The organism is Streptomyces sp. NPDC006551, assembly GCF_040611675.1.
Classification (GTDB): Bacteria; Actinomycetota; Actinomycetes; order Streptomycetales; family Streptomycetaceae; genus Streptomyces.
Window position 1 is genome coordinate 45,403 of record NZ_JBEXOT010000019.1, and the last position, 24,640, is coordinate 70,042.

The following is a 24,640-nucleotide window of genomic DNA, read 5'->3' on the forward strand; positions in this document are numbered from 1 at the left end:
ATTCCCGGCGCACCCATCGAGTACGAGGACGAGGACAGACGTGCCTACCGGCAAGGTCAAGTGGTTCAACAGCGAGAAGGGCTTCGGCTTTCTCTCCCGCGACGACGGCGGCGACGTCTTCGTCCACTCGTCGGTGCTCCCTGCCGGAGTCGACGCCCTGAAGCCGGGGCAGCGCGTGGAGTTCGGGGTCGTGGCCGGGCAGCGCGGCGACCAGGCGCTCTCCGTCACCGTTCTCGACCCGACCCCGTCCGTCGCCGCGGCGCAGCGCCGTAAGCCCGACGAACTGGCGTCCATCGTCCAGGACCTGACGACGCTCCTGGAGAACATCACGCCGATGCTGGAGCGCGGCCGGTACCCCGAGAAGGTGCAGGGCAAGAAGATCGCGGGCCTGCTGCGAGCGGTGGCCGACCAGCTCGACGTGTGAGGTCCCGGTCGACGCGAGGACCCCGCTCGTCGAGTGAGGTCCCCGGTCGGCGTGAGGGTCCCGGTCGTTCCCGTGGGCCGAGGGCCTACGGGAACGCCAGCGCGTCCGGGCCGAGGGGCGGTACGAGCCCCTCGGCCGCGGCGCGCGTGAGCAGACCGCGGACCGCCGCGTAGCCGTCCTCGCCGAGGTCGGCGGTGAACTCGTTGACGTACAGCCCGATGTGCTGGTCGGCCACCGCCGGGTCCATCTCCTGCGCGTGCTCCAGGACGTACGGGCGGGAGACGGCCGGGTCGTCCCAGGCCATCCGTACCGACGTGCGGGCCGCGTCCGCGAGGCGCCGCAGCATGTCCGCGCCCAGCGCGCGCTTGGCGATGATCGCGCCGAGCGGGATCGGCAGGCCGGTGGTCTCCTCCCAGTGCGCGCCCATGTCGGCGAGCGCGTGGAGGTCGTAGTTCTGGTAGGTGAACCGGGCCTCGTGGATGACCAGGCCCGCGTCGACCTTGCCGTCCCGTACCGCCGGCATGATCTCGTGGAACGGCAGGACCACGATCTCGCCGACGCCCTCGGGGACCACGTCGGCGGCCCACAGCCGGAAGAGCAGATAGGCGGTCGAGCGCTCGCTCGGCACCGCCACCGTCTTCCCGGTCAGGTCGACCCCCGGCTCACGGGTGAGGACCAGCGGGCCGCAGCCACGGCCCAGGGCCCCGCCGCAGGGCAGCAGCGCGTACTCGTCGAGGACCCAGGGCAGCACGGCGTACGAGACCTTCAGCACGTCGTACGCGGACGAGCCGCTCTCCGCCCACCCGTTGGTGAGGTCGATGTCGGCGAAGGTCACGTCGAGCCGGGGCGCGCCCGGGACGCGGCCGTGGGCCCAGGCGTCGAAGACGAAGGTGTCGTTCGGGCAGGGCGAGTACGCGATCTTGAGCTTGGGCGTCATGGGGCGGGCTCCACGAAGACGGAGTGGCTGAGCAGCTGGAAGGTGTACCGCAGCGAGTCCATGGCCTGACCGATCCGCCAGGCGGCCCGGTCGCGCGGACCGACGGCGTTGGAGACGGCCCGGATCTCGACGACGGGCACGCCGTGGGCGGCGGCCGCCTCGGCCACCCCGAAGCCCTCCATCGCCTCGGCGGCGGCGCCGGGGTGACGCCTCGCCAGCTCGGCGGCGCGCTCGGCGGTGCCGGTGACGGTGGAGACGGTGAGGACGGGCCCGACGGTGTGGCGTTGCGCGCCGTCGGTGAGCGCCGCGGAGATCCGCGCGGTTAGCCACTCCGGCACCTGGTGCACGGACCGCCCGAAGCCGAGCTCCTCGACGGCCAGGTACCCGTCGGGCGTCTGGGCCCCGAGGTCGGCACCGACGATCGCGTCGGAGACGACGACGGACCCGAGGGCCGCGAGCGGCTGAAACCCCCCACCGATCCCGGCGGAGACGACGAGGTCGTACGGCCCGGGGGGAGGGGGCGCGGGTGCGTGGGTACTGGGGGTCGGGGCGAGGGCCGACGTGTGGGGGCCGTGGTCCGGGGACGCCGGTGCCTGGGCGCCGGCCACCGCCGAGTGCGTACCGGGGCCCTGGGCGTGGGCCGACGTGTGGGGGCCGGGGTCCGCAGGCGCCGGTGCGGCTGCCGGGTCTCCCGCCGGGGCGGCGCCGGGCGCGGGCGTGGGGTCCGCCGGGCCGGCGATCGGCGCGGGCGCCGCGGCCCGCTGGGCCGTGCCACCGAGGCCGTCCGGCCGGGCGTCCTCGCGGGATGCCCAGGCGAGGGCGGTCGCGGTGGCGGCCGCGGCCGCCGCCGGGCCGACGCCGGCGACGAGGACGTCGACGACGGGGCGGAGCGGGGCGTGCGGGGGCGTTCCGAAGGGGGCGCCACCGAGCCCCGGATCGGGCGGGGACACGGGAGAGGTGCCCGTGCCGGGCACCGGGATCGGCCCGGCGGCAGAGGTATGCGACGCGGCGTCGGCCGCTGGGATCGGCCCCGCGTCCGGGGTATGCGACGCGACGTCCGGTGCCGGGATCGGCCCCGCGCCCGCGGTACGCGACGCGACGTCCGGTGCCGGGATCGGCTCGGCGGCAGAGGTATGCGACGCGGCGTCGGCCGCTGGGATCGGCCCCGCGTCCGGCGCACGGGACGGGGCAACCGGCCCCGCGCCCGGGGTACGCGGCCAGGCGCCTCGCGCCGGGAGCGGCCCGGCGGCAGGGCTGTCGGGCGCGCCCGGTCTCGGGGCCGTGTCCGCGTGGCGGTGCAGGACGAAGCCGCCCGGGAGCGGGTGCTCGCCCGAGCCCGGCCCGCCGAAGGCGAGGCCGCGGGCGACGGAGTCCGCCTCCGCCGCCACGGCCGTCACGATCAGGATCCGGTAGAACACCGGAGGATCAGGAGTCCTTCTTCAGCGCGAAGTGCCAGATGCCGGTCAGCTTCTTGCCGTCGGTCTCGACGAGGGTGACCTGGGTCTCGTTGGGCACCTCGCCGGTCTGGCTGGAGAAGAAGGCGCTGGCCGGAATGGTCCGGTACGTCTTCTTGTACGGCTCCTGCTCGGCCGCCTGGCCACCGAGGAAGATGGTCCAGCCCTTCTCGGCGATCTCCGGGTCGACGCCGAACCGGATCTTGTCGTCCATGGAGACCGTGAGGGTCTTCTCGGCCTTCTTGTTGAGGCACTGCTGGATCTGCGACTCCTTGATGGCGGCGCCGTCGTTGTAGCAGGCGGCCTCGGAGTGGACGGAGTCGGTCCCGACCGTCAGGGTCGCGAGCGGAGTCGGCTTGTCGCAGGCGGAGAGTACGAGGAGCCCGGCGGAGACGGCCCCGAGGGCGACGGCGGCCCGGCGGCGCGAGCCGGTGAAGAACGCAACGGTCATGGCCCGAAGGCTATCGGGCGTGTCGAGCTGCGCCACGCGGGGGTGCGGCGCGCCGCGTTTTCCGTCCCCGCGGCCTCACCGCCCGCCTCCACCGCCCGGCCCCCGAGGCAGGACGGGCGGCCCTACGCGGGGCGCCGGAGCGGGAGCGGCTTGCGGGCCGCCCCGAGGAGGCCGCGGACCGCGAGAAGGGCGCCCAGGGCCAGGATGCCCGCCGCCACCGACATGCCCACGGTGCCGTTCAGCGGCAGGGCGATGCCGATCGCGCCGCCCACCACCCACGCCATCTGGAGCAGCGTCTCCGAGCGGGCGAACGCCGACGTGCGCACCACCTCCGGCACGTCCCGCTGGATCAGCGCGTCCAGCGACAGCTTCGACAGCGCCTGCGTGAGGCCCGCCACCGCGCCCAGGACCGCCACCATCACCCCGCCGAAGAACACCGCCGTACAGATCGCCGCGCCGAGCACGAGCGTGATCATCGTGGCGATGATCACTTCCGGGCCGTGGCCGCGTTCGCGCAGCAGCGAGCCGACCGCCGTGCCGCACGCGTTCCCGACGCCCGCCGCGACGGCCACCACCGCAAGCGACACCGCCGCGCTCTGGTTCCCGAGCGGATGCTCGCGCAGCAGGAAGGCCAGGAAGAAGATCAGGAACCCGGCGAGCATCCGCTGGGCCGCGTTGGCCTGGAGGCCGTGCAGCACGGACGGGCCGACCGTCCGCAGGCTCGGCTTCTTCTCCCCGTGCGTCAGCAGGTGCGCCCGGCGCTCACCCTTCGCCGAGTCGACCTTGTGCGGCATGCGGAACGCCCAGAACGCGCCCAGCAGAAACAGCGCGCACGCCCCGTACAGCGGCCACGCGGGCCCGATCTGCTGCAGCCCCGCGCCCGCCGGCGCGGCGATCCCGGTGGCGAGGAGCCCCGCGAGCGTCACCCGTGAGTTGGCTCTGACCAGCGAGAAGCCGTGCGGCAGCAGGCGTGGCACGACCGCGCTGCGGACCACCCCGTACGCCTTGGAGGCCACGAGGACGCCCAGCGCCGCCGGATACAGCTCGATGCCGCCCGTGGCCACCGCCGCGGACATGGTGACGGCGAGGACCGCCCGGGTCAGCATCGCCCCCGCCATCGCCGCCCGCCGGCCGTGCGGGATGCGGTCCAGGAGGGGGCCGACGACGGGGGCGAGCAGGGTGAAGGGCGCCATCGTGATCGCCAGGTAGAGCGCGACCCGGCCGCGTGCCTCGTCCGTGGGTACGGAGAAGAAGACCGTCGACGCCAGCGCCACGGTGATCATCACATCGCCGGCGCCGTTCACCGCGTGCAGCTCGATCAGCTTGCCGAGGCCGGACTCGCCCGCGCCGTGCGCGTGGGTCGCCTTCCTGATCCCCTTCGCCGTGCCGGTGAAGGGCAGGTGCAGGGCGCGCCCGACCGACCGGCCCGCTCTCCGGAGCGGCCCGGCATGATCGTGGGATCGTGCGGTCGACCGTGCGGCTGCCACTCCGTCATAGTGCCCCACGCCCCTCCCGTACGAACCGAAGCGCGGCCCGGCGGCCCTCTTCGGTCCTCTCCGGCCCCGTCCCGGCGTCCGCGATACGGGCCACTTGGGACGGGCAGGTGGGCGGCGGGCGGCAGAGGGGGTAGCGTGCGTAGCGCGCCACCGGCGGAAGTTCTCGGCCGCGCGCCTCTTCGGCATCCCGCAGAATGGATGACGATAGGTGTGCCCGAGACACGCGAGACATGTCGGGTGCGGACGTCGATGCGGCCCCCTGGTCCGCTCCGCCCGCCGCCCGGTGATATCGCTCCCGCTCCTCGGCCGGCGCACCCGTGAGACGGCGTAGGAGAGAAGCGAGACCTGTGAGTGCTGCGACGACGCGAAGCCGTACCCCGCGTACCCCCGACCGCCTGTGCGCCGAGGCGGTAGACCTCGCGAGGGAGGCCGCCGAGGAGGCCGCCGCCCCCGGCATCGTGGGAGAGCATGTCGAGGTCGTCGCCGAGGGCGACCGGGTCGTCACGCACTTCTTCGAGTGCGAGGAGCCCGGCTACCGCGGCTGGCGCTGGGCGGTGACGGTCACCCGGGCCTCCCGGGCCAAGAACGTCACCCTCGACGAGACCGTCCTGTTGCCCGGCTCCGACGCGCTCCTCGCGCCCGAGTGGGTGCCGTGGAGCGAGCGCCTGCGGCCCGGCGACATGGGACCGGGCGACCTGCTGCCCACGGAACAGGACGACCTGCGCCTGGAGCCCGGCTACACCGGTGAGGACGCCCCGCCGCCGAACTCCGCCGTCTCGGAGGAGATGGCGGACCATCTCGACGCCGAGGACGCCGAGATCGTCTCCCGTACGCCGTCGCGGGGTGCGATCGCCGCCCTCGCCGAGGAGCTCGGCATGCGGCGGGCGCGGGTGCTGTCCAGGTACGGGCTGCACGTGGCGGCGGACCGCTGGGACGAGTCGTTCGGCGCGAAGACGCCGATGGCGCAGGCCGCACCGGCGTCCTGCGAGTCCTGCGGGTTCCTGGTGCCGCTGGCCGGCTCCCTGAAGCAGGCGTTCGGCGTGTGCGCCAACGAGTTCTCCCCGGCGGACGGGCGGGTCGTGTCCCTCTCGTACGGCTGCGGCGGGCACTCCGAGGCGGCGGTCATGCCGAAGCCCCCGCGCCCGGCGCCGCCGGTGCACGACTCGATGGCGGCGGACGAGTTCCCGCTCCGCCCGGCCAAGGACTCCGGCTCGGTCACGGAACCGGACGGCACCCCGGAGGACCTGGGCCACTCGTAGCCGGGAGCCGGGGCCCGCTCCCAGGAGCCCGCGCTGACCGGGGGTCCAGGTGCTGGACGCGCCTCGTGGCGCGGGCCGGCCGGAGCGGACGCGCCCGCAAGGGTGCCGTCCCGTGTGCCGCCCTCCTCCGGACTCCGTCCGGGGCCCCAGCCATGCGGGACGATTGCCCACACGGGGAGCGCCCGCGTGGCGGCCGTCGTGGCCCTCGGCGCCGGACCGGTGCTGGTCGCGGTACCTTCGGGCCCCTGCCCCATACCGTTCCGCAGAGTGGAGTCAGACGTGAGCGTCAGCGTCAGGACGTCGACCGACGGAGCCGACCCCTTCGGTACCGCGCGGCTGCGGCGGGGCGTGCTCGATGCCTGGGGGGCCGGGCCCGCCCGGTTCCGGGAGGACGCCAACGCCGAGGAGGATCTCGCCCTCGGCGGTTACCGCGACCGTCTCGTCGTCGAACTCGCCCAGAACGCCGCCGACGCCGCCCGCCGCGCGGGCGTCACCGGCCGTCTCCGCCTCACCCTCCACCCGGCGGGCCCCGACGCCCCCGCCGTCCTCGCGGCCGCCAACACCGGTGCGCCGCTGGACGCGACCGGTGTCGAGTCGCTGTCCACCCTGCGTGCCTCCGCCAAGCGCGAGCACGACACCACCGCCGTCGGCCGCTTCGGCGTCGGCTTCGCCGCCGTCCTCGCCGTCAGCGACGAACCCGCCGTCCTCGGCCGTCACGGCGGTGTCCGCTGGTCCCTCGCCGAGGCCCGCGAACTGGCCGCCGACGCCGCCCGCCACAGCCCCGGCCTCGGCGACGAGCTGCGCCGCCGCGACGGCCACGTGCCCCTGCTGCGCCTTCCGCTGCCCGCCGAGGGCACCGCCCCCGACGGATACGACACCGTCGTCGTCCTCCCGCTGCGCGACGCCGCCGCCGTCGACCTCGCCGAGCGGCTCCTCGACTCCATCGACGACGCCCTGCTCCTCACCCTGCCCGGCCTCGCCGAGATCGTCGTGGACACCGGCGACGGCGTTCGGGTCCTCAAGCGCTCCGAGGACGAGGGGTACGTCCGCATCGAGGACACCGCCTCCCCGGCCGGTGTCCACCGCTGGCGGACCGTCAGCCACGGCGGCCCGCTCGACCCCGCCCTCCTCAAGGACCGCCCCGTCGAGGAACGGCTGCGCCCGCACTGGACGGTGACCTGGGCCGTCCCCGTGGACCGCGAAGGCGCCCCGCAGTTCCCCCGTACCGCGTCCGTCGTCCACGCGCCGACCCCCACCGACGAGCCGCTCGGCCTGCCCGCCCTGCTGATCGCCTCGCTGCCCCTGGACACCGCCCGGCGTCACCCGGCGCCCGGCCCGCTCACCGACTTCCTGGTCGAGCGCGCGGCCGACGCCTACGCCGAACTCCTCGCCGACTGGCAGCCGGTGACGGTCGCCACGATCGACCTGGTGCCGGGCCCGCTCGGCAAGGGAGCCCTGGACGGCGAGCTGCGGGCCGCGATCCTGCGGCGGTTGCCGCGGGTGGCGTTCCTGGCGCCCGCGGCCCCCTCCGAGGAGCTGCCCGCGCTGCGGCCCGTGGAGGCCGAGGTGGTGGAGGGCGCGGGCGCCGACACCGTCGCCGTCCTCTCGGAGGTCTTCCCCACGCTGCTGCCGGCCGGCCTGGAGCGGCGGCCCGAGCTGCGCAACCTGGGCGTGGGGCGGGTGCCGCTGACGGAGGCGATCGACCGGCTCGCCGGGGTGGACCGGGCGCCGTCGTGGTGGTGGCGGCTGTACGACTCCCTCGCGGGCGTGGACCCGGACCGGCTGACCGGCCTGCCCGTGCCGCTGGCGGGCACGACCGCGGCCGGCACCCCGAGCCCGGAGGCGTACGACACCGACCCGGAGGCGCCGGCCGCCCCCGCCGCCCGCGTCCGTACCACCATCGGGCCCCGGCACGTCCTGCTGCCCCAGGACCGCACCCCCGCCGACCTCACCCGCCTCGGTCTCAAGGTCGCCCACCCCGAGGCCGCCCATCCCCTCCTGGAGAAGCTCGGCGCCCTGCCCGCCACGCCCCGCGCGGTGCTGACGACGCCGCAGGTAAGGGCCGCGGTCGCCGCGTCACTCGACGCGGGGGAGATCTGGGACGAGGACGCCGACACCCTCGACGCCGACGAGCTGGCCGAGACCGTCCTCGCACTCGTACGGGACGCGGAGCTGGAGCCGGGCGACGAGCCGTGGCTCGGCGCGCTGGCCCTGCCCGACGAGGACGGGGAGATGGCACCCGCCGGCGAACTGGTGCTGCCCGGCAGCCCCTTCGCATCCGTGATGCGCGAGGGGGAACTCGCCCTCTGTGACGCCGAACTGGCCGAACGCTGGGGCGAGCAGCCGCTGGCCGCCTGCGGGGTGCTCGCGAACTTCACCCTGGTCCGGGCCACCGATCTGGTCCTCGACCCGGACGAACTGGAGCCCCGCGAAGGCGACTTCGCCGAGCCCGACGACGCCGGACTGCTCGACGCGGTGGACGTGTGGTGCGAGGACGTCCTCGACCGGCTCCCCGACTCCCCGGTGCCCCCGGTGGCGACCGAGATCGTCGCCGTACGGGACCTGGACCTGGTCGACGACGACGCCTGGCCGCAGGCGCTGGCCCTGCTCGCCCGGCCGCCGCTGCGGGACGCGCTCACCCAGCCCGTACGGGTGCTGATGCCGGACGGGACGACCGAGACCGTCCGGCCGTACACCGCGTGGTGGCTGCGCGACCACCCCGTCCTGGACGGCCGCCGCCCGGCGGGCCTGCGGGCCGCGGGCACGGACCCGCTGCTCCTCGGCCTGTACGACTCCGCCGACGCGACCGGCTTCGAGGACGAGCAGGTCCTGCGCGCCCTGGGGGTACGCACCTCGGTCGCCGCGCTCCTCGACGAGCCGGGCGGCGCGGCCGAGCTCCTGGCCCGCCTCGCGGACCCGGAGCGCGAGGTGAGCGGCGCCCAGCTGCACGCCCTCTACACCGCGCTCGCCGACCTGGACCCCGACCAGGTCACCCTCCCCGACGAGCTGCGCGCGGTCGTGGACGGCGAGCTGGTGGTCGTGGACGCCTCGGAGGCCCTGGTCGCCGACGCCCCCGACCTGTTGCCGCTGACCGGGGGCCTGCCTCTGCTGCCGGTCTCCCCGTCCCGCGCGGCCGACCTGGCGGAGCTGTTCCAGGTCCGTCGCCTGAGCGAGGCCGTCGACGCGGAGGTCACCACGGTCGGCGAGGAGCACGACGTCCCGCTCTCGGTCCACGCCCTGCTGGGCCCGGCGACCCCGGACTCGTACATCGAGCACGAGGAACTCCACGCCGGCGGCGTCGAACTGGACTGGCGCCGGACCCCGGACGGCACCATCCACGCGGCGACGCTGGAGGGCGTGGCGGCCGGCCTCGCCTGGGCCGCGGGCCAGTGGCCCCGCCGCTTCGAGGTGGCGGCGCTCCTGGAGGACCCGTCCCGCACGGCGGAACTGGCGCGGGACCGCTGGTTCGACTAGGGCCTGTCCGCCTGTCCGCATCCACCAGCGGCACGACTGCGGCCTCGCACCCACGTCAGGGATGCGGGGCCGCGGTGCGCCTCACGCCGGGAACTTGCGGTCCACCCAGCGCCACGCGAACTCCAGCACCCCCGCTCCGGCCGCCGCGACCGCCACCGCCGTCCACGGCATCGTCACGCCCACCAGCTTCAGCGCGAAGAAGTCCTGCAGCCAGGGCACCACGAGGACAAGCAGGAAGCCACCGCCCATCGTGGCGACCAGGCACAGGCGCCACCACGTGTAGGGGCGGGCGATGATCGCGAGGACCCACATGGAGACCAGGAAGAGGGTCAGGGTCGCCGCGCTCGTCTCGGCGTCGAGGGCGCCGGGGCCGGTGTAGTGGGAGCGGGCGAGCAGGTACGTGGTGAAGGTGGCCGCCGCCGCGACGACGCCGGCCGGGATCGCGTACCGCATCACCCGCTTCACGAAGTGGGGCCTCGCCCGCTCCTTGTTGGGGGCGAGCGCGAGGAAGAAGGCCGGGACGCCGATGGTGAGCGTCGACAGCAGGGTCAGATGCCTCGGCAGGAACGGGTACTCGACCTGGGAGCAGACCACCAGGATGGCGAGGAGCACCGAGTAGACGGTCTTCGTCAGGAACAGGGTCGCCACGCGCGTGATGTTGCCGATCACCCGGCGGCCCTCGGCCACCACCGACGGCAGCGTGGCGAAGGAGTTGTTCAGGAGGACGATCTGGGCGACGGCCCGGGTCGCCTCGGAGCCCGAGCCCATGGAGACGCCGATGTCGGCGTCCTTGAGCGCGAGGACGTCGTTCACGCCGTCGCCGGTCATGGCGACGGTGTGTCCGTGGGACTGGAGGGCGCCGACCATGTCCCGCTTCTGCTGGGGGGTGACCCGGCCGAAGACCGCGCCCTCGTCGAGCGCCTTGGCCATCTCCTCCCGCTCGGCGGGCAGCTGCCGTGCGTCGACGGTGTTCGCCGCGCCGGACAGGCCGAGCTTTCCGGCGACCGCGCCGACGGAGACCGCGTTGTCGCCGGAGATGACCTTGGCGGCCACGTTCTGGTCGGCGAAGTAGGCGAGGGTGTCGGCCGCGTCCGGCCGCAACCGCTGTTCGAGCACGACGAGGGCGGTGGGCCGCGCCTCGTGGGCGACGTCGGGGGCGTCGAGCTCGCGGGTCGTCCGGGCGAGGAGCAGGACGCGGAGCCCCTGTTCGTTGAGGTGGTCGATCTCGGCGAGGGCCGGGTCTCCCACGGGCAGGAGCACGTCGGGCGCGCCGAGCAGCCAGGAGGAGCTCTCGCCGTTGCCCTCGCTGAAGGCGGCGCCGCTGTACTTGCGGGCGGAGGAGAAGGGCAGCGCCTCGGTGCAGCGCCACTCCTCGGCGTCCGGGTAGGCGTCGATGATGGCCTGGAGGGAGGCGTTGGGGCGGGGGTCGGACTCGCCGAGGGCGCCGAGGACCTTGCGTACGTACTCCTCGTCCGCGCCGTTCAGCGGGCGCAGCTCCGTGACGTCCATGCCGCCCTCGGTGAGCGTGCCCGTCTTGTCGAGGCAGACGACGTCGACGCGGGCGAGGCCCTCGATGGCGGGCAGTTCCTGCACGAGGCACTGCTTGCGGCCGAGCCGGATCACTCCGATCGCGAAGGCGACGGAGGTGAGCAGGACGAGCCCCTCGGGGATCATCGGGACGATGCCGCCGACGGTCCGGGCGACGGAGTCCTTGAAGTTGGTGTCCTTGACGACGAGCTGGCTGATGATGAGGCCGATCGCGGTCGGGACCATCATCCAGGTCACGTACTTGAGGATGGTGGAGATGCCGGAGCGCAGCTCGGAGTGGACGAGCGTGAAGCGGGAGGCCTCCTCGGCGAGCTGGGCGGCGTACGCCTCGCGTCCGACCTTGGTGGCGGTGAAGGCGCCGCCGCCCGCGACCACGAACGAGCCCGACATCATGGGGTCGCCGGGCTTCTTCACGACTGGGTCGGCCTCGCCCGTGAGCAGGGACTCGTCGATCTCCAGGCTGTCGGCCTCCGCCACCTCGCCGTCGACGACGACCTTGTCGCCGGGGCCGAGTTCGATCAGGTCGCCGAGGACGATCTCGGACGTGGAGACGGCGGCGGTGACTCCGTCGCGCCGGACGGTGGGTTTCGCCTCGCCGATGACGGCGAGTCCGTCGAGGGTCTTCTTGGCGCGGAGCTCCTGGATGATGCCGATGGCGGTGTTGGCGATGATCACGAAGCCGAAGAGGCTGTCCTGGATCGGTGCGACGAAGAGCATGATCACCCAGAGCACGCCGATGATCGCGTTGAAGCGGGTGAAGACGTTGCCGCGGATGATGTCCGTGGTGGAGCGGCTGGAGCGGACGGGTACGTCGTTGACCTCGCCGCGGGCGACGCGTTCGGCGACCTCGGCGGAGGTCAGTCCGGCGGCGCGGTGCACGACGGGAGGCGCTGTCGACGCGCTCTCTCCGCCGCCCGCGCCGGTATCGATCTTCGCCCGCTGAGTCATGGTTCCGACGGTACGACCGGAATGGGCCGTTCACCCGCCGAGAGGCCGGAAGATCCGACCGGGGGAGGACGGGAATGGTCCCGGGGTACTACGGGCCCGCCGGTGTCACTTACGGGGCCGGGGTCGCCTACGGGGCCGGAGGTCGCCCCGGCGCCTGCCGGGCCTTCGGCGTCCTACGGGGCCGGGGTCGCCTCGGCGGCGCGCCCGGCCTCGGCGCGCTTGATGGCCGCGTCGCGCTTGCGTACGTACCAGATCCCGATCAGGCCGAGCCCCGCGCCGGCCAGGCAGGTCCAGATCCACCAGGTCAGATCGCGGTCGTCGAACCAGCTGTAGAAGGGGACCTGGACGAGGAAGAGCACGAACCACAGGATCGTGCCGCCGGTGATGGTGCCGACGACGGGCCCCTCCAGGGGTTCCGGTGCCTCGTGCTTGGGGGTCCACTTCGCCATGCCGTCAGTGTAGGTGTCCGCTCGCAGGGTCTACGCGCGGAGATGGACGCCCGTTCGTTCATGTGTTCATACTGAAACGGTTTGCCTCTGGCGGGTTTCCCTTGTATGAACCGCCAAATAGCACCCTCGAAGAGGAACCCCCCACCATGAGCACCACGGCCGCCGCCAAGGCCACCGTCCCCGAGCCAGGCACGCCCCACGGGCCGGTGTCGGGCCTCGACCGCTTCTTCAAGATCTCCGAGCGCGGCTCGACCGTCGCCCGCGAGGTCCGTGGCGGTTTCGCCACCTTCTTCGCGATGGCCTACATCATCGTGCTGAACCCGATCATCCTCGGCAGCGCCAAGGACATGTACGGGCACCAGCTCGACGGCGGCCAGCTCGTCACCGCGACCGTCCTGACGGCGGCCTTCTCGACGCTCCTCATGGGTGTGATCGGCAACGTTCCGATCGCCCTCGCGGCCGGCCTCGGCGTCAACACGGTCGTGGCCCTCCAGCTCGCGCCCAAGATGTCCTGGCCCGACGCCATGGGCATGGTCGTCCTCGCCGGCATCGTCGTGATGCTGCTGGTGGCGACGGGTCTGCGCGAGCGCGTGATGAACGCGGTGCCGGTGGGCCTGCGCAAGGGCATCGCGATCGGCATCGGCCTGTTCATCATGCTCATCGGCCTCGTCGACTCGGGCTTCGTCTCCCGTATCCCCGACGCCGCGCACACCACCGTCCCGCTCCAGCTCGGCGGCGACGGCCACCTCACCGGCTGGCCGGTCCTGGTCTTCGTCCTGGGCGCCCTGCTGACCCTCGCCCTGATCATCCGCAAGGTGCCGGGCGCGATCCTCATCTCCATCGTGGTGATGACGATCGTCGCGATGGTGATCAACGCCGTGGCCACCGTCCCCTCCTGGGGCCTGACCACCCCCACCTGGCCCGGCAACCCGGTCGCCTCGCCCGACTTCGGTCTGGTCGGCGAGGTGAGCCTGTTCGGCGGCTTCGAGAAGGTCGGCGTGCTGACCGGCTGCCTCTTCGTCTTCACCGTGCTGCTGTCCTGCTTCTTCGACGCCATGGGTACGATCCTGGGCGTCGGCGACGAGGCCAAGCTGACGGACAAGGACGGCAACTTCCCCGGCATCAACAAGGTCCTGCTGGTGGACGGCCTGGCGGTCGCCTCCGGCGGCGCGACCTCCTCCTCCGCCACCACCTGCTTCGTGGAGTCCACGGCGGGCGTCGGCGAGGGCGCGCGCACCGGTCTCGCCTCCGTGGTGACCGGCGGCCTGTTCTCGGTCGCGCTGTTCCTCACGCCGCTGGCGACGATGGTCCCGTCCCAGGCGGCCACGCCCGCGCTGCTCGCGGTGGGCTTCCTGATCCTGGCCGGATCGGTCAAGGACATCGACTGGAGCGACTTCACCATCGCGGTGCCGGCGTTCCTGGCGATGGTGATGATGCCGTTCACGTACTCGATCACGAACGGCATCGGCATCGGCTTCATCGCCTTCAGCGTCCTGCGGCTCGCCGCGGGCCGGGGCCGCGAGGTCCCTGTGGCGATGTACGTCGTGTCGGCGGTGTTCGTCTTCTACTACGCGATGCCGGCGCTCGGCCTCACGTAGGCCGCGTCACCCCGTAGAACTTCTCCGTCTCGTCGACGGCGGTCTGGAACCGCTCGTCGAAGTCATCGCGAATGAGCGTCCGGACGACATAGTCCTGGACGCTCATTCCGCGTTTGGCGGCATGTCCCTTGAGCCGGTCGAGCAGCTCACCGTCGATGCGCAGGCTGAGCACTGTCGATCCCATGCACGTCAGGGTTGCCGCCCGGACGCCCGCTGCGTCACTTTCCGGATGCATCTCACTCGTTCGGGTGACACAAGCGGGCGCCACCCTTCCGAGTGGTACTTAGTTAGGGTAATGAGTTACGCTAAAGAACATGCCTGACCTGTCCCACGGCACCGCAGACGACATCGCGGCCGTGAACGCGCTCCGCTCCTCCGTCATGCGGCTGAGCCGACGCCTCAAGCACCAGCGCGTCGACGAATCGCTGAGCCCGACCGAGATGTCGGTGCTCGGCACGCTGTCTCTCTGCGGCTCCGCCACCCCCGGCGAGCTGGCCCGCAAGGAGCACGTCCAGCCGCCGTCGATGACCCGCATCGTCGCGCTGCTCGAAGCCAAGGGCCTGGTCAGGCTGGAGCCGCATCCCGACGACCGCCGGCAGAAGGTCGTCAGCCAGACCGAGCGGGCCGAGGCCATGCTCGAAGAGTCCCGCCGCAAGCGGAACGCCTGGCTGGCCACCCTCGCCGAAGGCCTGGACGAGGACGAGTGGGCCAAGCTGCGCGCCGCCGCCCCCGTGATGGAGAAGCTCGCACACCTGTAGACATCCCGACGCCGAGGAGGCGACGCACTTTGAGTACGGGACCCGGAGCAGACTCCGCACCCGTCCACAAACCCGACACCGACACCCCCCGGGGGACCGAGAACGGCGGAACGTTCTCCTCCCTCAGGATCCGGAACTACCGGCTCTTCTTCACCGGCGCCATCGTCTCCAACACCGGCACCTGGATGGCCCGGATCACCCAGGACTGGCTGGTGCTCAGCCTCACCGGCTCCGCCGCCGCCGTCGGCATCACCACGGCGCTGCAGTTCCTGCCGATGCTGCTCTTCGGCCTGTACGGCGGTGTCATCGCCGACCGCTACCCGAAGCGGCGCATCCTCCTGATCAGCCAGGCCGCCCTCGGCCTCTGCGGACTCGCGCTCGCCGCCCTGACCCTCTCCGGCCACGTCCAGGTCTGGCACGTCTATCTCGTCGCCTTCCTGCTCGGCATGGTCACCGTCGTCGACAACCCGACCCGGCAGTCCTTCGTCTCCGAGATGGTCGGCCCGGACCAGCTGCGCAACGCCGTCTCGCTGAACTCCGCCAACTTCCAGTCCGCCCGGCTGGTCGGCCCGGCCGTCGCCGGCCTGCTGATCGCCACCGTCGGCAGCGGCTGGTCGTTCCTCCTCAACGGCCTGTTCTTCCTCGCCCCGCTCACCGGCCTGCTGCTGATGCGCCCCGCCGAGTTCCACAAGGTGGAGCGCGCGCCGCGCGGCAAGGGCCAGCTGCGCGAGGGACTGCGGTACGTGGCGGGGCGGCCGGACCTGGTCTGGCCGATCGTCCTCGTGGGCTTCGTCGGCACCTTCGGGTTCAACTTCCCGATCTGGCTGACCGCCTTCGCCCAAGACGTGTTCCACGTGGGCGCCGGGACGTACGGCTTCCTCAACACCCTCATGGCGGCCGGCTCGCTCGCGGGCGCCCTGCTCGCGGCCCGGCGCGGCAGCTCCCGCCTGCGGATGCTGGTGGGCGCGGCGGTGGTCTTCGGCCTCCTGGAGATCGCGGCCGCCTTCTCGCCGTCGTTCTGGCTCTTCGCGCTGCTGCTCGTCCCGATCGGCATGTTCGGCCTGACCGTCAACATCACCGCCAACTCGGCCGTCCAGCTGGCCACGGACCCGGTCATGCGCGGCCGCGTCATGAGCCTCTACATGATGGTCTTCGCCGGCGGCACCCCGATCGGCGCGCCGCTCCTCGGCTGGATCACCGACACCTACGGCGCGCGCGTCGGCTTCGCCACGGGCGGCCTGCTCTCCCTGACGGCGGCCGGCGTCGTCGGCCTGATCCTCGCGCGGGTCGGCGGCCTGAAGATGTCCTTCACCTGGCACCACGGCCACCCGCAGGTCCGCTTCGTGGCCCGCGAACGCCTGGCGACGGCGGCGTAACGCCACCGCGCGGGGTCGGGACGCGCGCCCGCCCCCCTCATGCGGCGGTCGGACCTGGCGTTCCGGGCCGGAGCCGGCCTTGGGCGCTCCGTACGGGGGCCAGCCTTGCCTCCCTCCGGCGGCGGTCAGAGCCGGTGCTCCGGGCCACGGGCAGACCCGCCCCTCTGGCCGGCCGCGGCCGGACTCGGCGCTCCGGGCCGGGGTAGGACCCGCCCCCTCAGGCGGCGGTCGGAGCTGGCGTTCCGGGCCGCGATCCGACTCGGCGCTCCAGGACCTGGCCCGGCCAGTCGCCCACGCTGAAGGGCTCCGTCCGCGTGAAGCCCTGGCGCTCGTAGTAGGCCACGAGCCGCCCCCCGCTCCCCGCGAAGCAGTCCACCCGCAGCAGCGAGAGACCCTGCCGCCGCGTCTCCTCCACCGAGTGCGCCAGGAGCGCCGCACCCACGCCCCGTCCGTGAAACCGCGCGTCCGTCACCAGCAGCCGGACGTACAGTTCCGGCTCGTCCACCGGCGGCACGTGCGGGCCGGGGTGCGGGGTCAGGGTGAGGGTGCCCGCCGGGACGCCGTCGATCTCGGCGATCCACGGGCTGCCCTCGGCCACCGTCTCCTCGACCTGGCGCACCGCTCGCGGCCGCGAGGACCACGGTTGGGTGCCCCACTGGCCGGTGATGCCCTTGCCGTTGAGCCAGACGACGGCGCTGTCGAGCATGGCGAGTATCGCGGGGATGTCGTCCGTCCCGCCCTTCCGGATCGTGATCTCCATCCGGCCGAGGATAGGGGCTGCCAGACTTTCCCCATGAGGCTTTTCGCTGCCGTCCCGCTGCCCCGCGCCCAGGCCGACGAGCTCGCCCGCGTGGTCGACCGGCTGGCCCGCGTCCCCGGCGCCGACCAGCTGCGCTGGACCTCCCGGCCCGCCTGGCACTTCACCCTCGCCTTCATGGGCGAGGTCGGCGAGGAACTGCTTCCCGAGCTCCACGAGCGCCTCGCCCGCGCCGCCCACCGCACCGAGGCGTTCCCCCTCCGCCTCCACGGCGGCGGCCACTTCGGCCGGCGCGCGCTGTGGGTGGGGGCCGCGGGCGGCCTGGACGAGCTGCGGCTGCTCGCCGAGCGCGCCGACGCCGCCGCCCGGCGGTCGGGCGTGGCGATGGACGAGCACCGCCGCTACCAGGCCCACCTGACCATCGCCCGGGCCCGTGTGGACACGGACCTGCGCCCGTTCGTCGACGCGCTCGCGCCCTTCGAGGGCGCCCGCTGGCAGGTGCCGGAGCTGGCCCTCGTCCGCAGCCGCCTCCCGGCGAGCGGTGTGCCGGGAGAGCAGCCGCGGTACGAGACGGTCGGCGCCTGGCCGCTCGGCGGGGCGGGTTAACCTCGAAGGGTGGACCCGAAAACCCGTAACCGGATCATGGCCGGCGTGCTTGTACTGATGTTCGTGATCATCGCGGCGGCCTCCGTGGTCGGTTAGCGGACCTGAGACCGCCGTCTACCAGGCGAACGCCTCCGGCGACGGCCCCGGCCCCGGGAAGACCTCGTCGAGCCCGGCCAGTACCTCCTCCGGCAGCTCCAGCTCGACGGCCCGCAGGGCGCTCTCCAGCTGCTCGGCCGTGCGCGGGCCGACGATCGGACCGGTCACCCCGGGCCGGGTGAGCAGCCAGGCCAGCGCCGCCTCGCCGGGCTCGAGCCCGTGCTTGTCGAGGAGATCCTCGTACGCCTGCACCTGCGCGCGTACGGAGGTGTTGGACAGCGAGTCCGCCGACCGCCCGGCCGCCCGTCGTTTGCCCTCGCTCTCCTTCTTCAGGACTCCGCCGAGCAGTCCGCCGTGCAGCGGCGACCAGGGGATGACTCCGAGGCCGTACTCCTGGGCGGCCGGGATGACCTCCATCTCGGCGCGCCGCTCGGCGAGGTTGTAGAGGCACTGCTCACTGACGAGCCCGACCATCCCGCGCCGGGCGGCGGCCTCGTTGGCCTGGGCGATCTTGTAGCCGGGGAAGTTCGATGAGCCGGCGTAGAGGATCTTGCCCTGCTGGATCAGGACGTCGATCGCCTGCCAGATCTCCTCGAAGGGGGTCCGGCGGTCGATGTGGTGGAACTGATAGACGTCGATGTAGTCCGTCCGCAGCCGCTTGAGGCTCGCCTCGACGGCGCGGCGGATGTTGAGGGCGGAGAGCCGGTCGTGGTTGGGCCAGACATGGTCGGCGTCGGCGGACATGTTGCCGTACACCTTGGTGGCGAGCACGGTCTTCTCACGGCGGCCGCCGCCCTGGTCGAACCAGCTACCGATGATCTCCTCGGTGCGGCCCTTGTTCTCACCCCAGCCGTACACGTTGGCGGTGTCGAAGAAGTTGATCCCCGCGCCGAGCGCGGCGTCCATGATCGCGTGGCTGTCGGCCTCGTCGGTCTGGGGTCCGAAGTTCATAGTGCCGAGGACGAGTCGGCTGACCTTGAGTCCGGTGCGTCCGAGCTGCGTGTACTTCATGGTTGTACAGCCAAGGCGTTGGAGCGCGCTCGAAGCAAGGGTTTGGATCCGGTCACATCGCTCACGCGGGTGAGCTTGTGCCGGGCGCGGTGAGCCGGGCCGGTCGGAGCGCTTCAATGCGGGCATGGGGCTCAGGGGCAGGGCGTGGATGGCGGCGGCGTCGCTGGTGGCGACGGTGGGGACGATGGGGGCGGCCGGGGCGGGTGTTCCGGTGGAGGGGGCGGAGGGGGCAGCCAGGGCGGGTGTTTCGGCGGTGGCCGGGAAGGTGCCGACGGTCTTCCTCGGTGACGCGTCGGTCGGAAGCTACGGCATCGCCCCCGTCGACGGTGGCGCGCTGCTGTGCGTACGGGCTGCGGAGAACCTGCCGGACGTGATTGAGGACCAGCTCGCCGACCAGGCGATCCTGCTCGACATCACGGCGGACGTCTCCTGCGCGGGCGCCCGGCTCAACCACGTCTGGGAGGGGCAGGACCTCGGCGGCGGTCTGACGGCCGCCCCTCAGAAGCGCGCCCTGACGAAGGACACCCGGCTGGTGGTGGTGGGTCTGGGCGCGGAGACGGTGGGGATCGGCCGGGTGCTCAAGCAGTGCTCGGTGCGGCTGCGCGGTACGGAAGGGGCGCTGCTGCCGGACGCTCCGGTGGACGCGAACTCCCCGGCGGGGGAGTGCGCCGCGTACTTCACGAAGGGCGCGGGCGCGGCGTGGTTGGAGGCGCGGTTCGAGGAGACGGGCAAGGACCTGGACAAGCTGTTCTCGGAGATCGACAGCGAGTCCCCTTCGGCGGATGTCGTCCTGATGGGCTATCCGCGGCTGGTTCCGAAGGACCGGAAGCGCTGCCGTACGGAACTCCCGGGAGGCGCCGGGCGGCCCTTGGGGGACGTGCCGGAGGCGGCGTGGCCGGTGCTCGACGACAAGGTCCAGGTGCGGCTGAACACCCTGACGGCGGCGAAGGCGAAGCGTCACGGGGCCCGCTTCGTGGACCTCTACGCGACGACGGGCGCCGCGACGGCGTGCGACGGCACGGACCGCGCTGTGGGAGGACTGCTCGAGCCTTCGGGGGTGACGTTGCACCATCAGACCTTCCCGTGGTTCCTCCGGGCGAACGAGACGGGCCGGGACGGGAACGGGGACACGGTGGCGCAGTCGATCGCGGCGATGTGCGGGCGGGGACCGGCGTGAGCGGCGGGGCGGGGTGAGCGGCGGGGCGGCGGAAGGCGTCACGCCCCGCCGAGCCAGCTCGTCGCGTCGAGCCGGTACGCCGTCTCCGCGGGTACGACGACGCGCAGTGCCGCCTCCATCTCCCGTACGCGCTCGGGGCCGAGAGTGTCCGCCCACTCCGCGCGGAGCCGGTCGAAGACCGTGGCCGAGCGGGCGAGGGCGTCGAATCCGCGCGGGGTGAGGCGGACGAGTTTGCGGCGGGCGTCGGCGGGGTCGTCGGTGCGTTCGGCGTAGCCGAGGGCGAGGAGGCGGTCGACGGTCTTGCCGGCGGCCTGCTTGGAGACGCCGAGCCGTCGCCCGATCTCGCTGGCGGTGGCGCCGTCGGCGCCGATGGCCTGCATGGCGAAGCCGTGGGCGGGCCGGAGGTCGGGGTGACCCTGTCGGGCGAGTTCGGCGTGGAGGCGGTCGATGAGGGTGCGGAAGCCGGCGAAGAGGAGGAGCGGCAGCTCGAACCCCTTGCCCTCATCGACAACCTGGTTTACGTTTTCCTTCTCCTCATGGTCAACCATGTTGTCGATTCTACCGCCGGGAGCCGCCTTGTTCACCGACCACACCGTAGAGACCGCCCCCGCCGCCGCCCGCCCCGCGATGGAGACCGTGAACGCCGCCTGGGGCCACCTCCCGCAGGCCGTCGCCCGCATGGCGACGTCCCCGCACACCCTGGACGGCTTCCTGAAGATGAGCGCGCTGTTCGAGTCCACGACCCTGGACCCGCACTCCCGCGAAACGGTCATCCTGACGGTCGCCACCCGCAACCAGTGCCATCTGTGCGTCACGCTGCACGAGACGAAACTGGCCGGACTCGGCCCGCCGGAGAACCCCGAACGACTGGAGGCCATCCGGCGGTTCACCCACCAGGTCCTCGCCTCGTCGGGCGCGGTGAGCGACGCCGAACTGGCCCGCTTCTTCCAGCACGGCTACGACCGCCAGAACGCCCTGGAGGTCGTCCTGGGCATCGGCGCGTACACCCTGTCCACCCTGGCGAACCGCCTCACGCGCTCGGCGTGAGGCAGCGGTTGGGGCCGGGCCGGCCCCGGCGCGGGCGGCTGTCGGGGTGCCGACCCCGGCGGTGGGCGCTACCTCACGGGGCGGCGGCCGCGACGCCCTCGTACGGGGACCCCAGTCCCCACGCCTGGTGCATCGCGTCCGCGAAGGCGGCCGCCAGTTTGTGTTCGCCCGAGGGGGCGGGGTGGGTGCCGTCGTAGGTGTCCGTGTGGATGTCGTACGTCTCCGGGGTCGTCGCGAGCAGCAGCGGGGACGACGCCGTGTCCAGGTCGGCGATCGTCTTCGCGAGCAGCTCGTTGAAGCGGTCGCACTCGGCGGCGAAGGGGGCGTCGGACTCCGCGCGGACGTTGGGGATGACCGGCATCATCACGGCCCGGATGCGCGGGTTCGCCGCCCGGGCCGCGGCCACGAAGGCGCGGACGTTGGCGGCAGTCTGATCGCTGTTCGTGTAGAAGCCCAGGTCGATCAGGCCGAGGAAGACCAGCAGGACGTCCGCCTTCGTCGCGGTCACCGCCTCGCCGATCAGCGGTGCCATGTGCAGCCAGCCCTCGCCCCAGCCGGCCAGATGGCGCCGGGCGGCCACGGGGAAGGCAGGGTCCGCGTACGCGTCGGAGCCGGCCGCGCCGGTCTCCTTGTCGTACAGCTCGGTGCGCGGGCCGACGATGTCGTACGGGCCGTCGAAGCCGGACTCCAGGTGCTGCCACATCCGGTAGCGCCACGTGCAGTCGCCGGCGCTGCCGATCGTGCAACTGTCACCGACGAACATGAAACGCATGGCGACCATCATCACCGACAGTCGCCGCGGCCTGCGACGTGATCCCCGACACGGCGCCGGGAAGGCGCCCCGGACGGGGCCGCCGGGCCTCCCGCGCCGAGGCCGAACCCCGCGCCCTGCGGGGCCGGTTCACCCGGCACCCGTGGCAGGCTTGGGCCCATGCGCTCGTTCCTGTACGCCTCCGGTGCCGCGGCCCTCGTCCTGCTCATGGCGGCCGCCCCGGCCGGAGCGGCCGAGGCGGACCAGGACTTCACGGTCAAGGACCCCCGGATCACCGAGTCCAGCGGTCTCGCCGCCAGCCACGCCCACCCCGGCGTCTACTGGACGCACAACGACCAGGACGCCGCACTGATCTACGGCATCGACTCCCGTACAGGCGAAACGGTCGCGACGCTCACCATGAAGGGCGTCGGCACCCCCCGCGACATGGAGGCCATCTCTGTCGGCCCGGACGGGAACATCTACGTCGGCGACATCGGCGACAACCTCGACGGCTCGTGGAACCACGTGTGGATCTACCGCTTCCCCGAGCCGAAGCGGCTGAAGGACCAGACCGTCCAGGCGAAGCAGTACGACGTGAAGTACGCCGACGGGCCCCGCAACGCCGAGGCGCTGATGGTCCATCCGAAGACCGGCCGGGTCTACATCGCCAGCAAGAACGAGGACGGCGGCGGCCTGTACGCGGGCCCCGAGCGGCTCTCGTCGGCCGGGACGAACGTCTTCCGGCGGATCGGGGAGGTGCCGTGGGTGACGGACGGGGCCTTCTCCCCGGACGGCGGGACCCTCGTTCTACGCGGCTACTTCACCGCCAAGTCCTACGGCTGGAAAGACGGGCGTCTCGCGGGCGGCGAGGGAGAGTCCGTGGGCGCGCCCTTCCAGGGGCAGGCGGAGTCGGTGACGTACACGAAGGACGGCTCGGCGCTGATGTTCGGCTCGGAGGGGAAGGAGAGCCGGGTGGTACGGGTGGGGGTGGAGACCCCGTCCCCGGAGAGCAGTGGACCGGCTCCGTCGGCGTCCGGAGCGGCGACCGCCCCGCCGGGCAAGGGGCAGGGCGAGGAGGGGAACTTCACGCTCGGCGTGGTCGTCCTCGGCCTCGCCACCGCCCTCGTCATCGGCGGCAAGCGCCTCCTGCGGCGCGGCTGACCGGGTCACCTCGGACGCCTCTGGCAGCCCTCGTCGGACGCCTCTCGCAGCCGTCGAGGAGCTCACGGCGGTGTTCCTTCCGCTCCCCGTGCGCGGGTCCCAGACGCTCGGCAGGTCCTTCGGCAGGTCCTTCGGCAGGTGATCGGCCGATGATCAGCCGCTGATCCTCCCGCGTCGACCGGGCGCCCCGCCGGGTCGAGACTGGAAGGAGACCGGATGAGTGGAGGAGTCATGACGGGATTCACTCGCGAGGACACCCCTGTCGCCATGGAGGGCGGCGGCCTGGACTTCCGTATGCAGGAGGCCGGAGGCGATCTGACCGTCTCCTTCATGCACCTTCCCCAGGGCACCGACATGGCGCCGGCGCTCAAGGGCCTGGAAGGAGACATGTGCCAGTGCCCTCACTGGGGGTACGTGCTGAAAGGCAGGCTCCGGATGCGGACCGCTTCGGGCGACGAGTTCTACGAGGCCGGACAGGCCTACTACTGGGGACCCGGTCACGCTCCCGAGGCGCTGGAGGACGTCGACCTCGTGGAGTTCTCCCCGACCGCGGAGTTCACGGCGGTGATCGACCACGTGAAGGCACAGGCCGGCTGAGCCATGTGAAGGCACAGGGCGGCTGAGCCACGCGAAGGGCCCGGCATCGGTCATGTCCGACGTCGGGCCCTCGTGAGAACGCGGTTACAGCTCGGCTACAGCTTCTCGATCACGTAGTCGATGCAGGCCGTCAGCGCCTGCACGTCCGCCGGGTCGATCGCCGGGAACATCGCGACCCGCAGCTGGTTGCGGCCCAGCTTGCGGTACGGCTCGGTGTCCACGATGCCGTTGGCGCGCAGCGCCTTGGCGACCGCCGCCGCGTCGATCTCCTCCGAGAAGTCGATCGTGCCGATGACCTGCGAGCGCTTCGCCGGGTCCGTCACGAACGGCGTCGCGTACTTGGACTCCTCGGCCCAGCCGTACAGGTTCCGCGAGGACTCCTTCGTACGGGCCACGGCCCAGTCCAGACCGCCCTGGCCGTTGATCCACTTCAGCTGCTCGTTCAGCAGGAAGAGGGTCGCGAGGGCCGGGGTGTTGTACGTCTGGTTCTTCAGCGAGTTGTCGATCGCCGTCGGCAGGGAGAAGAACTCCGGGATGTGCCGGCCGGACTCGTGGATCTTCTTCGCCCGCTCCAGCGCGGCCGGCGAGAACGCCGCCAGCCACAGACCGCCGTCGGCGGCGAAGGACTTCTGCGGGGCGAAGTAGTAGACGTCCGACTCGGTGATGTCGACCGGGAGGCCGCCCGCGCCGGAGGTCGCGTCGACCAGGACCAGCGCGCCGTCGTCGGCGCCCGCGACCCGCTTGACCGGGGCCGCGACACCGGTGGAGGTCTCGTTGTGGGTGAACGCGTAGACGTCGACGCCCGCCTCGGCCCGCGGCTCCGGGTGCGTGCCCGGGTCGGAGGAGATCACGGTCGGCTCGGCCAGCCAGGGGGCCAGCTTCGCGGCCTTCGCGAACTTGGAGGAGAACTCGCCGAAGTTGAGGTGCTGGGACTTCGACTCGATCAGCCCGTGGGTCGCGATGTCCCAGAAGGCGGTCGAGCCGCCGTTGCCCAGGATCACCTCGTAGCCCTCGGGCAGCGAGAAGAGGTCACGCACTCCGGCACGTACCTCGCCGACCAGGTTCTTGACCGGGGCCTGGCGGTGGGACGTGCCGAGGAGAGAGGTGCCGGTGGCGGCCAGGGCGTCCAGCGCCTCCGTACGCACCTTGGAGGGGCCCGCGCCGAAACGGCCGTCGGCGGGCTTGATGTCAGCGGGAATCTGGATCTCAGCCACGAGGCGGAGCGTATCCGGTCGGAACGGTCGCGGCAGACGATGTCCGCC

The 24,640-nt window shown here is 72.7% G+C and carries 23 protein-coding genes; 11 read left to right on the forward strand and 12 right to left on the reverse strand.

The genetic code is table 11. The features are described 5' to 3' along the window. Positions 1 to 40 precede the first annotated feature (40 nt). Complete coding sequence (locus ABZY12_RS18740) at positions 41 to 424, forward strand: cold-shock protein (RefSeq protein WP_356891580.1); 384 nt, start codon at positions 41 to 43, stop codon at positions 422 to 424. 85 nt (positions 425 to 509) lie between these two features. On the opposite strand, the gene ABZY12_RS18745 is transcribed toward ABZY12_RS18740, so the two are convergent. The 4 genes from ABZY12_RS18745 to ABZY12_RS18760 all read right to left on the reverse strand — a co-directional run bounded on the left by ABZY12_RS18745 (position 510) and on the right by ABZY12_RS18760 (position 4,753). Continuing rightward, entirely contained in the window at positions 510 to 1,361 is an 852-nt protein-coding gene (locus ABZY12_RS18745; RefSeq protein WP_356891582.1) for a 1,4-dihydroxy-6-naphthoate synthase, read from the reverse strand. Next, positions 1,358 to 2,101, reverse strand: a complete 744-nt coding sequence (locus ABZY12_RS18750; protein WP_356891713.1) for a futalosine hydrolase — start codon at positions 2,099 to 2,101, stop codon at positions 1,358 to 1,360. Before ABZY12_RS18750 ends, ABZY12_RS18745 begins: the two co-directional genes overlap by 4 nt. Before the next feature lie 685 nt (positions 2,102 to 2,786). Continuing rightward, complete coding sequence (locus ABZY12_RS18755; RefSeq protein WP_356891584.1) at positions 2,787 to 3,266, reverse strand: DUF2771 domain-containing protein; 480 nt, start codon at positions 3,264 to 3,266, stop codon at positions 2,787 to 2,789. Between the two features lie 122 nt (positions 3,267 to 3,388). Further along, the gene (locus ABZY12_RS18760; RefSeq protein ID WP_356891586.1) at positions 3,389 to 4,753 is read right to left on the reverse strand and encodes an MFS transporter; all 1,365 of its coding nucleotides are present in this window, start codon (positions 4,751 to 4,753) and stop codon (positions 3,389 to 3,391) included. A gap of 356 nt (positions 4,754 to 5,109) precedes the next feature. Here ABZY12_RS18760 and ABZY12_RS18765 point away from each other — a divergent pair, with 356 nt between their 5' ends. Both ABZY12_RS18765 and ABZY12_RS18770 read left to right on the forward strand, forming a co-directional pair. Beyond that, positions 5,110 to 6,021, forward strand: a complete 912-nt coding sequence (locus ABZY12_RS18765) for a DUF3027 domain-containing protein (protein WP_356891588.1) — start codon at positions 5,110 to 5,112, stop codon at positions 6,019 to 6,021. Between the two features lie 267 nt (positions 6,022 to 6,288). Beyond that, positions 6,289 to 9,495, forward strand: coding sequence for a molecular chaperone Hsp90 (locus tag ABZY12_RS18770; protein ID WP_356891590.1), 3,207 nt, complete (start codon positions 6,289 to 6,291; stop codon positions 9,493 to 9,495). A gap of 81 nt (positions 9,496 to 9,576) precedes the next feature. Here ABZY12_RS18770 and ABZY12_RS18775 read toward each other — a convergent pair whose 3' ends face one another. Together ABZY12_RS18775 and ABZY12_RS18780 are read right to left on the reverse strand one after the other, a co-directional pair. After that, on the reverse strand, positions 9,577 to 11,991 hold the full coding sequence (locus tag ABZY12_RS18775; RefSeq protein WP_356891592.1) for an HAD-IC family P-type ATPase: 2,415 nt from the start codon (positions 11,989 to 11,991) through the stop codon (positions 9,577 to 9,579). A 173-nt stretch (positions 11,992 to 12,164) separates the two neighbouring features. Beyond that, a complete protein-coding gene (locus ABZY12_RS18780) occupies positions 12,165 to 12,440 on the reverse strand; it encodes a DUF2530 domain-containing protein (RefSeq protein ID WP_356891594.1) in 276 nt (91 codons plus the stop codon). Between the two features lie 146 nt (positions 12,441 to 12,586). Here ABZY12_RS18780 and ABZY12_RS18785 point away from each other — a divergent pair, with 146 nt between their 5' ends. Beyond that, on the forward strand, positions 12,587 to 14,038 hold the full coding sequence (locus ABZY12_RS18785) for an NCS2 family permease (RefSeq protein WP_356891596.1): 1,452 nt from the start codon (positions 12,587 to 12,589) through the stop codon (positions 14,036 to 14,038). Here the strand turns inward: ABZY12_RS18785 and ABZY12_RS18790 are convergent. Next, positions 14,031 to 14,222 (reverse strand): ribbon-helix-helix protein, CopG family, encoded by a 192-nt coding sequence (locus ABZY12_RS18790; RefSeq protein ID WP_356891598.1) that lies wholly within the window; start codon positions 14,220 to 14,222, stop codon positions 14,031 to 14,033. The two genes, ABZY12_RS18785 and ABZY12_RS18790, sit on opposite strands and share 8 nt — an antisense overlap. A gap of 130 nt (positions 14,223 to 14,352) precedes the next feature. Here ABZY12_RS18790 and ABZY12_RS18795 point away from each other — a divergent pair, with 130 nt between their 5' ends. Together ABZY12_RS18795 and ABZY12_RS18800 are read left to right on the forward strand one after the other, a co-directional pair. Further along, positions 14,353 to 14,796: a MarR family transcriptional regulator gene (locus ABZY12_RS18795; protein WP_356891600.1), complete on the forward strand. Its 444-nt coding sequence runs from the start codon at positions 14,353 to 14,355 to the stop codon at positions 14,794 to 14,796. Between the two features lie 29 nt (positions 14,797 to 14,825). Further along, a complete protein-coding gene (locus ABZY12_RS18800; RefSeq protein ID WP_356891602.1) occupies positions 14,826 to 16,172 on the forward strand; it encodes an MFS transporter in 1,347 nt (448 codons plus the stop codon). 217 nt (positions 16,173 to 16,389) lie between these two features. Here the strand turns inward: ABZY12_RS18800 and ABZY12_RS18805 are convergent, their stop codons facing one another. Next, positions 16,390 to 16,932 carry a GNAT family N-acetyltransferase gene (locus tag ABZY12_RS18805; RefSeq protein ID WP_356891604.1) on the reverse strand — a complete coding sequence of 181 codons (543 nt, stop codon included), beginning with the start codon at positions 16,930 to 16,932 and terminating at the stop codon, positions 16,390 to 16,392. A gap of 33 nt (positions 16,933 to 16,965) precedes the next feature. Here ABZY12_RS18805 and thpR point away from each other — a divergent pair, with 33 nt between their 5' ends. After that, positions 16,966 to 17,535 (forward strand): RNA 2',3'-cyclic phosphodiesterase, encoded by a 570-nt coding sequence (gene thpR, locus ABZY12_RS18810; protein ID WP_356891606.1) that lies wholly within the window; start codon positions 16,966 to 16,968, stop codon positions 17,533 to 17,535. A gap of 114 nt (positions 17,536 to 17,649) precedes the next feature. On the opposite strand, the gene ABZY12_RS18815 is transcribed toward thpR, so the two are convergent. Beyond that, positions 17,650 to 18,642: an aldo/keto reductase gene (locus tag ABZY12_RS18815; protein ID WP_356891608.1), complete on the reverse strand. Its 993-nt coding sequence runs from the start codon at positions 18,640 to 18,642 to the stop codon at positions 17,650 to 17,652. 124 nt (positions 18,643 to 18,766) lie between these two features. On the opposite strand from ABZY12_RS18815, the gene ABZY12_RS18820 reads away from it, so the two are divergent. Then, on the forward strand, positions 18,767 to 19,819 hold the full coding sequence (locus ABZY12_RS18820) for an SGNH/GDSL hydrolase family protein (protein WP_356891610.1): 1,053 nt from the start codon (positions 18,767 to 18,769) through the stop codon (positions 19,817 to 19,819). Positions 19,820 to 19,857: 38 nt separating this feature from the next. On the opposite strand, the gene ABZY12_RS18825 is transcribed toward ABZY12_RS18820, so the two are convergent. Next, positions 19,858 to 20,367 (reverse strand): MarR family winged helix-turn-helix transcriptional regulator, encoded by a 510-nt coding sequence (locus tag ABZY12_RS18825; RefSeq protein WP_356891612.1) that lies wholly within the window; start codon positions 20,365 to 20,367, stop codon positions 19,858 to 19,860. Between ABZY12_RS18825 and ABZY12_RS18830 the strand changes: the two genes are divergently transcribed. Continuing rightward, positions 20,366 to 20,866, forward strand: coding sequence for a carboxymuconolactone decarboxylase (locus ABZY12_RS18830; protein WP_356891614.1), 501 nt, complete (start codon positions 20,366 to 20,368; stop codon positions 20,864 to 20,866). The genes ABZY12_RS18825 and ABZY12_RS18830 overlap by 2 nt on opposite strands. A 73-nt stretch (positions 20,867 to 20,939) precedes the next feature. Here ABZY12_RS18830 and ABZY12_RS18835 read toward each other — a convergent pair whose 3' ends face one another. After that, a complete protein-coding gene (locus ABZY12_RS18835) occupies positions 20,940 to 21,638 on the reverse strand; it encodes a GDSL-type esterase/lipase family protein (RefSeq protein WP_356891616.1) in 699 nt (232 codons plus the stop codon). Positions 21,639 to 21,797: 159 nt separating this feature from the next. Here ABZY12_RS18835 and ABZY12_RS18840 point away from each other — a divergent pair, with 159 nt between their 5' ends. Further along, positions 21,798 to 22,781 carry a WD40 repeat domain-containing protein gene (locus ABZY12_RS18840; RefSeq protein ID WP_356891618.1) on the forward strand — a complete coding sequence of 328 codons (984 nt, stop codon included), beginning with the start codon at positions 21,798 to 21,800 and terminating at the stop codon, positions 22,779 to 22,781. Between the two features lie 231 nt (positions 22,782 to 23,012). Continuing rightward, positions 23,013 to 23,378, forward strand: coding sequence for a hypothetical protein (locus tag ABZY12_RS18845; RefSeq protein ID WP_356891620.1), 366 nt, complete (start codon positions 23,013 to 23,015; stop codon positions 23,376 to 23,378). Positions 23,379 to 23,473: 95 nt separating this feature from the next. On the opposite strand, the gene serC is transcribed toward ABZY12_RS18845, so the two are convergent. Continuing rightward, a complete protein-coding gene (gene serC / locus ABZY12_RS18850; protein WP_356891622.1) occupies positions 23,474 to 24,592 on the reverse strand; it encodes a phosphoserine transaminase in 1,119 nt (372 codons plus the stop codon). Positions 24,593 to 24,640: the final 48 nt, after the last annotated feature.